11 protein-coding genes are annotated in these 11455 nt (G+C 44.7%); 10 read left to right on the plus strand and 1 reads right to left on the minus strand.

Annotated features, from left to right (window positions below; all coding sequences use genetic code 11):
- Window positions 1–38: 38 nt before the first annotated feature.
- From fbp to BTO09_RS04690, 5 genes are all read left to right on the plus strand, one after another.
- A complete protein-coding gene (gene fbp / locus BTO09_RS04670; protein ID WP_087523658.1) occupies window positions 39–1055 on the plus strand; it encodes a class 1 fructose-bisphosphatase in 1017 nt (338 codons plus the stop codon).
- Window positions 1056–1093: 38 nt separating this feature from the next.
- A complete protein-coding gene (locus tag BTO09_RS04675; protein ID WP_087523659.1) occupies window positions 1094–1444 on the plus strand; it encodes a fructose 1,6-bisphosphatase in 351 nt (116 codons plus the stop codon).
- A gap of 12 nt (window positions 1445–1456) precedes the next feature.
- A complete protein-coding gene (locus BTO09_RS04680) occupies window positions 1457–2284 on the plus strand; it encodes a cell envelope biogenesis protein OmpA (protein ID WP_198356536.1) in 828 nt (275 codons plus the stop codon).
- A 62-nt stretch (window positions 2285–2346) separates the two neighbouring features.
- Window positions 2347–2832 (plus strand): Rab family GTPase, encoded by a 486-nt coding sequence (locus BTO09_RS04685; RefSeq protein WP_087523660.1) that lies wholly within the window; start codon window positions 2347–2349, stop codon window positions 2830–2832.
- 3 nt (window positions 2833–2835) lie between these two features.
- Window positions 2836–4350, plus strand: a complete 1515-nt coding sequence (locus tag BTO09_RS04690; protein WP_087523661.1) for a hybrid sensor histidine kinase/response regulator — start codon at window positions 2836–2838, stop codon at window positions 4348–4350.
- Window positions 4351–4354: 4 nt separating this feature from the next.
- Here BTO09_RS04690 and BTO09_RS04695 read toward each other — a convergent pair whose 3' ends face one another.
- Window positions 4355–4777, minus strand: coding sequence for a TerB family tellurite resistance protein (locus BTO09_RS04695; protein WP_087523662.1), 423 nt, complete (start codon window positions 4775–4777; stop codon window positions 4355–4357).
- A gap of 134 nt (window positions 4778–4911) precedes the next feature.
- Here BTO09_RS04695 and BTO09_RS04700 point away from each other — a divergent pair, with 134 nt between their 5' ends.
- The 5 genes from BTO09_RS04700 to BTO09_RS04720 are packed head-to-tail and all read left to right on the plus strand — an operon-like array spanning window position 4912 to window position 11439.
- Window positions 4912–5919, plus strand: a complete 1008-nt coding sequence (locus BTO09_RS04700; protein ID WP_087523663.1) for a ligase-associated DNA damage response exonuclease — start codon at window positions 4912–4914, stop codon at window positions 5917–5919.
- A 4-nt stretch (window positions 5920–5923) separates the two neighbouring features.
- Window positions 5924–7510: an ATP-dependent DNA ligase gene (locus tag BTO09_RS04705; protein ID WP_087523664.1), complete on the plus strand. Its 1587-nt coding sequence runs from the start codon at window positions 5924–5926 to the stop codon at window positions 7508–7510.
- Complete coding sequence (locus tag BTO09_RS04710) at window positions 7507–9966, plus strand: ligase-associated DNA damage response DEXH box helicase (RefSeq protein WP_087523665.1); 2460 nt, start codon at window positions 7507–7509, stop codon at window positions 9964–9966. The genes BTO09_RS04705 and BTO09_RS04710 overlap by 4 nt, the downstream gene beginning before the upstream one ends.
- A gap of 6 nt (window positions 9967–9972) precedes the next feature.
- Window positions 9973–10620, plus strand: coding sequence for a ligase-associated DNA damage response endonuclease PdeM (gene pdeM, locus BTO09_RS04715; RefSeq protein WP_087523666.1), 648 nt, complete (start codon window positions 9973–9975; stop codon window positions 10618–10620).
- 18 nt (window positions 10621–10638) lie between these two features.
- The gene (locus BTO09_RS04720; protein WP_087523667.1) at window positions 10639–11439 is read left to right on the plus strand and encodes a hypothetical protein; all 801 of its coding nucleotides are present in this window, start codon (window positions 10639–10641) and stop codon (window positions 11437–11439) included.
- The last annotated feature ends 16 nt before the right edge of the window (window positions 11440–11455 follow it).

Below are 11455 nucleotides of genomic sequence, written 5' to 3' on the forward strand. Positions count from 1 at the left end.
TTAACGATATTTGCCTCAAATTCTCATCAACTACCTACATGGCTATCAGAAACCAAACACTGGGCGAATTCATCATTGAAAATCAGAGTGAATTCAAATACTCTTCCGGTGAACTTTCCAGACTCATCAATTCCATAAGATTGGCAGCTAAAGTGGTCAATCACGAGGTTAACAAAGCAGGTCTTGTAGATATTTTGGGCGCCGCAGGAGATATGAACGTTCAGGGAGAGGATCAGCAAAAACTCGACGTGTTTGCTAACGAGGCCTTTATAAAAACCCTGACCAATCGCGAGATTGTTTGCGGAATTGCCAGCGAAGAAGAAGATGATTTTATCGCCATTAAAGACGGTAATCCAAACAACCAACACAAATACGTTGTGCTTATCGATCCTTTGGACGGATCTTCTAATATCGACGTAAATGTTTCTGTGGGTACTATCTTTTCTATTTACAGACGTGTAACACCAGTTGGAACTCCGGTGACCCAAGAAGATTTTCTTCAGGCTGGAAACAAACAAGTAGCAGCTGGTTATATCATTTATGGAACCTCTACCATGATCGTATATTCCACCGGACACGGAGTAAATGGGTTTACCTTGAATCCGGCCATTGGAACCTATTACCTATCGCATCCTAACATGCAGTTCCCGAAAGAGGGAAATATCTACTCGGTCAACGAGGGGAACTATGTGCATTTTCCCCAGGGCGTTAAGGACTATATAAAATATTGCCAGATGGAAGAAGGCGACCGCCCTTACACTTCGCGATACATCGGCTCTCTAGTTTCTGATTTTCACAGAAACATGATCAAAGGCGGTATATATATGTACCCTAGCACAGCAAAGAATCCCAACGGAAAATTACGCCTCCTCTACGAATGCAACCCCATGGCATTTTTGGCGGAACAAGCTGGTGGCAAGGCCAGCGATGGCTTTAGAAGAATCCTCGATATAGAACCTACAGAATTACACCAACGCGTGCCATTTTTCTGCGGTAGTACCACCATGGTAGAAAAAGCAGAATACTGTATGAAAAAGGCCGCAGATCCCCAATAATAGCGAATTTTAGTACTTTTACCTTTCAACCTAAGCATATGGCTAAACAAAAGAACGCAAAACCTCAAGAGGAGGCCATGGATTCTGGCTCAAAGATCGAGGCGATCAAACAGCTCATTTTCGGTGAGAATATTGAGCAATACGACAGCGAATTTCACACGCTGAAACAAGAGATCCAAGACCGCAAAAAGGAACTGGAGGACTATATAGACCAGGTCCGCAATGAACTTATGCAGTCTATCGATTCCATGACCACGGACATCAACATCAGAATCACAGATCTAGAGGACGCCCTCAACGATAAGACCGATGGTGTTGACAAAGCTAAGGTCAATAAAGAAGAGCTCGGAGATCTCTTGATTAAATTGGGAGAAAAACTACGCTCCTAAGACAGCCCAATTATGGTCGAGGAAAAGGATAAACTGAACCTGCTTCGCGATATCCTGTTGATCGACGACAGGGAGGTTGCCGATGCCATTTCCAAACGCCTCGACACCATAACAGAGACTTTAGAATCTCGTGAAAAATTGGCCAAAAAGGTCGATCCGATCTTCGAAGAGAACTTAGAACAGTTTGTAGAAGATATCCCCACCCGACTTGGTCCGGTAATTACAAAAACATTACAAGAACAGATTGCAAACAGTCAAGATAAAGTAGTAGAAGCCTTGTACCCTATTTTGGGAAAAATGGTGAAACGCTATATTCAGAACGAACTGGCTCTGCTTTCTGAAAATATTAATAATAAGGTCAATAATACCTTTACCCTTAAAGGAATTCAGCGCAAGCTTAAGGCGCTCTTTACCGGGGTAAAAGAAAGTGACATTATATTGAGTGAATTAGACGCTCCGGAGCTCATGGAGGTCTTTGTCATCAAAAAAGGTTCTGGCATGTTGCTGGGTAATTATTCCAATCAACAGACCTTAGACAAAGATCTTATTTCTGGCATGTTGACTGCCATTAAGAGTTTTGTGGAAGATGCTTTTCAGGGCGAAAGCCAAAATTTGGAAGGTATTGACTACGAGTTGTACAAAATTCAAATACAAAATTTTCATTCCTACTATATGGCCGTTGTGGTTTCTGGAAACCTCACGCCGCAGTTCGAAAATGAAATAGAAGACCTAATCCTAGAAAACAGCGACACTTTAAGTGAACTGTTGACCAACGCGCAACGTGAAAATGTAGACATTTTCCTGGCTTCGATGTTCGAAGACTACCTGGAGAAAAGTTAATTTTTAAGTTTGGAACACAAATTGTTAAGCAATCATTGACAACTAAAATTACCTTGTATTAGATGGAAGTATCTAAAAAAATTGTGCTGTTGGGGCATTTCGGAGTTGGCAAAACCAGCTTGGTGCGCCGCTATGTAGATAGTGCTTTTAGCGAAGACTATCTGGTAACCCTGGGCGTACAGGTTAAAAAGAAGCAGATCCAATTAGACGATAACCAGATCAACATGATCATTTGGGACTTGGAGGGCAACGCCAAGGTAGAAGAAATGCGTTCTAGTTATATGCTCGGAACCGACGGCTTTCTATATGTATTTGACTTGACCAGACCCATCACCTTTAACAATATGAAGGAGAATCTGGATTTCATCAGAAAACAGCACCCCAAAGCACCCATACGCGTGGTTGGTAACAAAGCCGATTTGTTCGAAGGAGGAGATCTAGACGAATTCTTGACCAAGAACAATTTGCGCGATATAACCACTACCAGTGCTAAAGAAGGCACCAATGTAGCCAGCGTTTTTGAACAACTCGCCAAAGAATTGTTATAAGCTATGAGTTTAAAGAATTTCAAATCTGAACTGCTGGAAAAACGCGTTCAGATAATCAGTACCGATACCTCAGGTAAAATCCTAACCAGCGACCAAGCCTTGATCGACCTAAAAACGGGCAGTTCTTTAAAAGAGCTTGATCCGTTCTTTGAAGCCATTTTACCTCTGGCAGGCAAGGACAATCCAAAGCTGGAATTTCCTTGTATCAATGTAAAACACAAAGATCAGGAATTTATCTTGGACATAGAAGTGCGTCATTCCAAGGACGAACTCATTGTTATTCTCTACGATTTCACAGAGCACTACAGACGGTCTCATCCGGTGGTTCAAGAAAAGAATGAGAATACCATTTTGGCCAATCAGCTTTTGGTAGAACAGGCCATTGCCAACGAAAAAGAGGCCCTAAAGAACAGCTTTCTTTCTAAGCTGAGTCACGAGCTGCGCAAACCGCTCGGCAATATGATGGGCTTTGTGAATTTATTGCAAGATTCCAACTTGAGCTATGAGCAGTCAGAAATGCTCAAAATAGTGCGTCAAACTGGAATGCACATTGAAGAATTACTCAACGATTTACTTGATATTTCTAAGATCAGCGAAGGCACTTTAAAGCTCAAGAACGTATCCTTTAAAATGAAGGATGTGACTAAGCATTTGCAAGATATGTTCTCGCTGAAGGCCAAGAGCAAACGGATAGAATTCGAGATCAATATGCGCGATAATGTACCTGCCATACTTATCGGTGACCCTATTCGCGTAAAGCAAATTTTGATCAACTTGGTGGATAATGCTTTTAAGAATACTCCTAAAGGGAAGGTCTTACTGGATATAAGCGTTGACTATTCACGTGCTAAAAAGGTCAGCCTGAGATTCAGTGTTTCAGACACTGGCTACGGGATAAAGGATGCGGAACTACCTAAGATCTTTGATTCGTATTATCAAATAGACCAATTGCTCTCTCCTACAGAAGGTCAAGGTCTGGGGCTTAAAATAGTAGACGATCTGGTAAAACTGCAAAGCGGTAAGATCAAAGTGAAAAGCAAGGTGGGCGAAGGCACGCAATTCGAAGTGTCCTTGCCTTTTGAGGTTCCTCTGCGCGAGGAGAAAAAACCTGCTCGCAAAAAGGCGGTCGATGTGGATGAACGCATCCGCGTACTTTGTGTAGACGATGCCGAATTGGATCAGATGCTGATCATGAAGATCCTAATAAACGAAGGTTTTATCTCTATGGATTTGGCTTTGCACGGCGAAATGGCGCTGCAATTGCTCGAACTTAAAAGCTACGATGTGATCTTGTTAGATTTGGATCTACCAATCCTGAATGGAATCGATTTCTTAAAGAAATTACGCGCCGAACGCAAGACCAAAAAACAACCTGTCGTTGTACTAACGGCCATGGCCGGACCAGAATACCAACAGGAAGCAGAGACGCTCGGTATTTCGGCCTTTTTGACCAAACCCTATCAGCCTAAAGAGCTCGTTAGAGCCATAAAGGAAGCATTTAAAACACGAGAAAAGTAAGCTTTTACTTCTCTAACAAATATTGGTAATCTTCGAAGTCTAGACCCCCAGTGTAGATTTGGATAGATCTTTTAATATACTTCTCAGCTTGGGCCTCACTAAAGCCTAGACCAATTGCATAACGCACTAGAAGTTGGTGTTCATCTGCGTCGATCTGATGATCCGCAAAGATGATATTGAACATGTCGTGTAATAGCTGTAAACGCACCTCGTGAGAGTTTGGTGGGTTTATAGTGTAAGTTGACGGATCTTTTAGGATTGCTTTTACTTCGGATTCGTCAATTCCCAATTTATTGGCAAAACGATCCAATCTGCTAATTTCTTGCTCGTTGAGCTCATTATCTACTGCTGCCATTCTTACTAAAGATGCGAAATGGCTCAGGTTTCTAGAGTGCTCGTAACTCTGAAAAAGATTCTTAAACGACATAGCTTTACTTAATTGCTGCAAATATAGCAGTATCTTCTCATTTCTTATGCTCAAATGGAGTTCAATTTTGCTAAAAATGCAAGCAAGCAGCCACTCGGAATTGTCGTATTTTTATAGGGAGCAAAAAAACTCCCATGTCCCTATTGGTATTTAATAAGAACGGCATTTATTGTCCGCAGGCAGATGTATATCTCGACGCTTGGCGAAAGGTGCCTAAATGTATCGTAACTCACGGGCATTCGGACCATGCGCGCTACGGACACGGGCAGTACATTACGCACAAGACCAACATTCCTATAATCAAACACCGACTTGGTAAATTGCAGGTCAAAGGATTAGAATGGAACGAGACGCTTTTGGTCAATGGGGTAAAGTTCAGTTTGCATCCAGCCGGTCATATTCCGGGGTCTGCTCAAGTCCGTGTAGCATACCAAGGAGAAGTTTGGGTATTTACGGGCGACTATAAATTACAAGATGACGGTCTTAGCACTCCCTTCGAACCTATAAAATGCCATACCTTCATCAGTGAATGCACCTTTGGACTCCCAGCATTTTCTTGGGAGCCACAAAAAGAAGTGTTTAACGAGATCAATCAGTGGTGGGCGCAGAACAAGGCCAATGGCGTGACCTCTTTGCTCTTCGGATACAGTTTGGGCAAAGCCCAGCGGCTCCTAAAGAATGTCAACCCAGACATAGGTCAGATCTACGTACATAAAACCATATACGACCTCAACAAAGCCATGGCTGCGGATTTTGATCTGCCAGAATTTACATTGCTTGACACTGCCATGGATAAGGCAGTATTGAAAGGTTCGCTCATTGTGGCCCCTCCTGGAGTACAAAACGCAGCTTGGATAAGAAAGATAGGGCCACAGACCACAGCTGCAGCAAGCGGATGGATGACCTTTAGAGGTGCTCGCAGAAGACGTGCCTTAGACAAAGGCTTTGTGTTGAGTGATCACGCAGATTGGGAAGAATTGCTTACAGCAGTAAAAGCCACTGGCTGCGAACAAGTGATCGCCACCCACGGTTATACAGACATCTTTTCTAGATACCTGCGCGAAGAACTCGGCTTAGACGCCAAGACAGAAGCCACGGCTTACGAAGCAGAGACCATAGATGAAACTCAGGAAACTGCCTAAGTGAATGAAAGCCTTTGCCCAACTCATAAAAGAGCTAGACAGCACCAACAAGACCAACCAAAAGGTTGCTGCTTTGGCCAATTACTTTAAGGAGGCCAAAGACAGTGACAAGGTTTGGACAATCGCACTGCTTTCTCATAGACGCCCCAAACGTCCTGTCAACACTACATTACTTAGAGCTTGGGCCACTGAACTGGCCAACATTCCGCTGTGGTTGTTTGAAGAGAGTTATCATATTGTAGGTGATCTGGCAGAGACCATCGCCTTAGTCCTACCGCATCCTAAAGGCAGTACAGCTATGTCTTTGACCGAGGTGGTCAACGAGATCGCAGCGCTAGGGAATCAATCCGAAGCAATAAAGAAAGCAACGATCTTAGAACGCTGGGATCAATTCAATTACTACGAGCGCTTTGTCTACAACAAGATCATTACCGGCGGATTTAGAATTGGGGTGAGTCAAAAACTGATGACACGGGCCCTAGGACAAGCCACAGGAATTGATACCGATGAGCTCGCTTTTAAACTCATGGGAAATTGGGACCCCAAGACCATCAGTTTTGATGAATTGATCATAGCTCCTTCTGAGGCCGCAGCAGTTTCTAGACCCTACCCTTTCTTTTTGGCGCATGCTGTAGAGGGCCAAGTGGAAGAACTGGGCGACATCTCTCAATACAGCTTTGAACACAAATGGGACGGCATACGGGCGCAAGTGATATTTAGGGCCGATACGCATTTTGTCTGGTCAAGGGGAGAAGAACTGGTCACTGACAAGTATCCAGAATTTGAGGCGCTACGGGAACGGATTTCCAACGGAACTGTACTGGACGGTGAGATTGTTTGTTTTCCCGACGGGCAGATCGGGGATTTCAACATGCTACAAACTCGAATTGGCCGCAAGAACATCAGCAAAAAACTCTTGGAGACACACCCGGTGATACTCATTGCTTATGACCTTTTAGAATGGAATGGCAAGGACCTACGAGATACTCCTTTTGAAAAGCGTCGGGAACACTTAGACAAATTGGTAAAATCGAAAGGAAAGCATTCGCCCCTCTATTTAAGCAGCACCATGGAGTTTGATAGCTGGGAACAGGCGGCAGCAGAAAGAGCTCGAGCCAGAGAAAAACGCAGCGAAGGCCTTATGATCAAGCGCAAGGATTCGCATTATGGTGTGGGCAGAAAACGCGGAGAATGGTTCAAATGGAAGGTCGATCCCTTTACCATAGATGCGGTGCTCACCTACGCCATGCGTGGCCACGGAAGGCGCGCCAACCTATTTACCGATTACACCTTTGCTCTCTGGCACGAAGGTGCTTTGGTAACTTTTGCCAAAGCCTATAGCGGCCTAACAGATGCCGAACTTAAAGAGGTAGACAGCTGGATAAAAAAGAATACTCTCGAACGTTTTGGGCCTGTACGCTCTGTTAAGCCGGAGCATGTCTTTGAAATTGCTTTTGAGGGCATCGCTGCTAGCAAGCGCCATAAAAGTGGTGTTGCCACGCGCTTTCCTAGAATACACCGCTGGCGTAAGGACAAAAAACCCGATCAGGCCAACAGTTTAGAAGATCTAAAAGCACTCATCCCGAAATGAAACGCGAAGAACTTTTGAATATCGCCCAGGGCTGGTTTGAGAGCCGCGGCTGGAGTCCGTTCCCGTTTCAAAAACAAACTTGGAATGCTTACTTGCAGGGCAAGCACGGCTTGCTCAATGCCCCCACGGGTAGCGGTAAGACCTACGCACTTTGGACACCTATCGTCTTGTCATATATCAAATCCAATCCGCAGTATAAAACCAAACATAAAAAAGGGATCAAAGCCCTTTGGATCACTCCGCTACGCGCCCTATCTGTAGAGATACAACAGGCTGCACAGCGCATGGCAGACGAGCTAGAAACGGGACTAACCGTTGGCATTAGAACCGGAGACACCACTCAAGCAGAGCGCGCCAAACAAAAGCGGTCGATGCCAGATCTACTTATCACAACTCCAGAAAGCTTAATGCTACTCTTAGCCAGCAAGGACTATCCCAAACTCTTCAAAACCCTGGAGGCCGTAGTGGTGGATGAGTGGCACGAACTCCTTGGTTCTAAACGCGGCGTGCAAATGGAATTGGCTTTATCTCGACTCAAGACCATTTGTCCGAAGCTGCGCATTTGGGGCATCTCTGCAACCATTGGAAACTTGGACCAAGCTATGGATGTTTTAATGGGCGATTCCACCGAGCAAGAAAAACCCCGAGTACTTATTAGAGCCAAACGCAAACCCAAGGTCAAAGTAAAATCCATCATCCCTAAGAAAATGGAGACCTTCCCGTGGCGCGGACATTTGGGATTGCACTTGTTAGAAGAGATCATTCCCATTATTGAAGCCAGCAAAACGACCATCATTTTTACCAACACCCGGGGCCAATGCGAGATCTGGTTTCAGAAGATATTAGAAAAGCACCCGGAACTGGCAGGCGAACTCGCCATGCATCACGGCAGTATCAATAAAGAAACACGGCTGTGGGTAGAACAAGCCATTCGCAACGAATCGCTCAAGGCTGTGGTGGCTACTTCGAGTTTGGACCTTGGGGTGGATTTTGCTCCGGTAGAAACCATCATCCAAATTGGTGGGCCAAAAGGCGTGGCAAAATTTTTACAGCGCGCCGGACGTTCCAACCACCGCCCCGGGGAACCGAGTCTGATCTATTTTTTACCTACACACGCATTAGAATTAGTGGAAGCCTCTGCTTTAAAACGGGCCGTAACCGAATCGGTTATGGAAGACCGCACACCCTTTTTACTCTGCTTTGATGTGCTGATCCAATATTTAGTGACCTTAGCCGTAAGTGACGGTTTTAAACCCGAGGAGATCTTCCCAGAAGTACAGCGGACCTTTTGTTTTCAAGGCTTGACCGAAGAACAATGGCAATGGTGTCTGAATTTCATTACTAAGGGAAGCCAAAGCTTAGAATCTTATAACGAATACCGCAAAGTGATCGTCCAAGAAGATGGGCTTTTCAAGGTTATAGATAGACGAATCGCCATGATGCATCGCCTGTCAATAGGTACTATTGTAAGCGATGCCATGCTGCTGGTCAAATACGTGAGCGGCGGTTTTATTGGTACCGTAGAGGAGTGGTTTTTAGGCAAAATGAAACCCGGAGACACCTTTGTTTTTGCCGGACGAACCCTAGAATTGGTCCGCCTGAGGAACATGACCGCTCAGGTCAGAAAATCTAAAAAACGTAGCAGCAATGTGGTGAGTTTTATGGGCGGCCGTTTGCCGCTTTCCTCCCAAATGAGTCAGCTACTCAGGGAAGAGCTGCAAAGCAGCAGCGCATACAAATCACAGACGCGTGAGTTACGCGCACTAAGTCATATTTTTGAGCGGCAATTGCAGGAATCTATAGTTCCGGCTTCTTATGAGTTCCTTATAGAATCCTTTGAAACCCGAGAAGGTTTTCATGTGGTTTTCTACCCTTTTGAGGGGCGCTTTGTACATGAGGCCTTGAGTCATATTTTGGCCTATAGAATAAGTCTACTCATTCCTATCAGCTTCTCCTTGGCCTACAACGACTACGGTTTTGAATTGCTGTCTGATCAGGTTTGGGATGTGCAACTCATTTTTGACAATGACCTATTCACTCCGGAGTATTTACTACAAGATCTAGAGAAAAGTATCAACGCCACAGAGATGGCGAGCCGGAAATTTAGAGACATCGCCGTGATAAGCGGTTTGGTGTTTCAGGGTTATCCCAACAAAACTGTTAAGACCAAACATTTGCAAAGCAATTCGCGCCTGCTTTTTAAAGTCTTTAAAGATTTTGAGCCCGATAATTTACTTTTGCAGCAAGCCTATAGAGAAACCTTTGAACACGAATTGGAAGAAGGCAGGTTGCGCATCGCATTGGAGCGAATTTGCAATCAGGATTGGGTGTGGCGTCCTTGTGAAAAGCCTACGCCATTTAGCTTCCCGATCATTACCGATAGGTTACGCGAAAAGATGAGCTCTGAAAAACTCAGCGATCGTATTAAGAGAATGCGCGTCCAATATGAGGCCTAAATTGCTATGACGACTTTAGAATTTAATTTCGGCGGATTGGATTGTGTTGGACACGCAAACGGAGCTTTGTATGTACCCGCCCATGACTGTCTATTAATTGCCGATGTCCATTTAGGTAAGGTGAGTCATTTTAGAAAACACGGAGCTGCTGTTCCTACTGCGGCAATTCAATCGAATTTTGACAGGCTAAACCAAGCCATGGATCACTTTCAGACAGACAGGCTCTATTTTTTGGGCGATCTGTTCCACAGCCACACCAACAAGGAATGGGATTATTTTGCCCGTTGGATAGAAAAACGAAATCCTAAGACCACCTTGGTGCTTGGCAATCACGATATCATCCCCTTAAGCCGCTACGACGCTTTGGGAATTGCCACTTGTGAAACGGGAAATCTGGGTGATCTACAGCTGACACACATCCCAGAAGAAAACCCAGAAAAATTCACTGTTAGCGGACATATTCATCCGGGAGTACGCCTGCGTGGGGTGGGGAGACAGTCCATCAGTTTACCCTGTTTTTTCATCAGTGGGAAACAAATGATCTTGCCCGCCTTTGGCAGTTTTACTGGTAAACATGTATTGCGTCCCGGCAATGAAGATCGCATTTACGCCATAGCAGAAGGTGAACTTATTGCCCTACACGAGACGCCTTAATTTGCGTATCTTAGACTGATGAAAAAAATTTACGCACTTCTCAATGCGGTTGCTTTGGTAGCAACTATTTATGTGAATTACCTGTCCAATACGGGTGCTATTGCGGGAAAAACCATAGGCGGTGTATCTGATGATCTGAATACCCTTTTTACGCCTGCTGGTTATGCCTTTGCCATTTGGGGATTGATCTATTTACTGCTTATTGGTTTTGCGATCTACGGACTTGTGGCTGCATTTGGCAAGGTGCGCGACGATTCCTTTTTAGAAAAGACAGCAGCTTGGTTTTTACTTTCCTGCGGAGCGAATATAGCGTGGATCTTCTGTTGGTTATATGAGTGGACAGGCTGGTCTGTAGTTTGCATGTTTGTGATCTTAATTGCCTTGCTGGTCATTGTTGTGAAGAACGAAATGGAACTCTATGATGCTGCCATTCCTACCATTGCTTTTGTTTGGTGGCCCTTTGTGATCTACAGCGGATGGATCACTGTGGCGAGCATTGCGAACATCTCCGCATATTTACATAAAACCAATTGGGACGGCCTAGGCTTGTCCGAGGTCACTTGGACCATAATTGTCATACTCGTCGCCGGAGCGGTGAACTTGGCCGTTACCTGGAAGCGCAATATGCGTGAATTTGCCTTAGTGGGTGCTTGGGCTCTGGGTGCTATTGCTGTGGCCAATTGGCATACGGAAGAGGCCATTGCTAACACCGCCATGTTAGTCATGGGAATCTTAATTGGCAGTAGTACTTTGCACGCCATTAAGAATTGGAAGTACAATCCGCTTTTTAAGCTGCTGGAATACTACGGGAAGCGTTAAATAATTCTTATTTGAT

The organism is Gilvibacter sp. SZ-19, assembly GCF_002163875.1.
Classification (GTDB): Bacteria; Bacteroidota; Bacteroidia; order Flavobacteriales; family Flavobacteriaceae; genus Gilvibacter.

Excerpts from the sequence above, each read along its gene's own strand:
- pdeM (WP_087523666.1), top strand. The coding sequence starts at position 9,973 with ATGACGACTTTAGAATTTAATTTCGGCGGATTGGATTGTGTTGGACAC.
- BTO09_RS04720 (WP_087523667.1), top strand. The coding sequence starts at position 10,639 with ATGAAAAAAATTTACGCACTTCTCAATGCGGTTGCTTTGGTAGCAACT.
- BTO09_RS04705 (WP_087523664.1), top strand. The coding sequence starts at position 5,924 with ATGAAAGCCTTTGCCCAACTCATAAAAGAGCTAGACAGCACCAACAAG.
- BTO09_RS04685 (WP_087523660.1), top strand. The coding sequence starts at position 2,347 with ATGGAAGTATCTAAAAAAATTGTGCTGTTGGGGCATTTCGGAGTTGGC.
- BTO09_RS04710 (WP_087523665.1), top strand. The coding sequence starts at position 7,507 with ATGAAACGCGAAGAACTTTTGAATATCGCCCAGGGCTGGTTTGAGAGC.
- BTO09_RS04680 (WP_198356536.1), top strand. The coding sequence starts at position 1,457 with ATGGTCGAGGAAAAGGATAAACTGAACCTGCTTCGCGATATCCTGTTG.
- BTO09_RS04690 (WP_087523661.1), top strand. The coding sequence starts at position 2,836 with ATGAGTTTAAAGAATTTCAAATCTGAACTGCTGGAAAAACGCGTTCAG.
- BTO09_RS04695 (WP_087523662.1), bottom strand. The coding sequence starts at position 4,777 with ATGTCGTTTAAGAATCTTTTTCAGAGTTACGAGCACTCTAGAAACCTG.
- BTO09_RS04675 (WP_087523659.1), top strand. The coding sequence starts at position 1,094 with ATGGCTAAACAAAAGAACGCAAAACCTCAAGAGGAGGCCATGGATTCT.
- fbp (WP_087523658.1), top strand. The coding sequence starts at position 39 with ATGGCTATCAGAAACCAAACACTGGGCGAATTCATCATTGAAAATCAG.
- BTO09_RS04700 (WP_087523663.1), top strand. The coding sequence starts at position 4,912 with ATGTCCCTATTGGTATTTAATAAGAACGGCATTTATTGTCCGCAGGCA.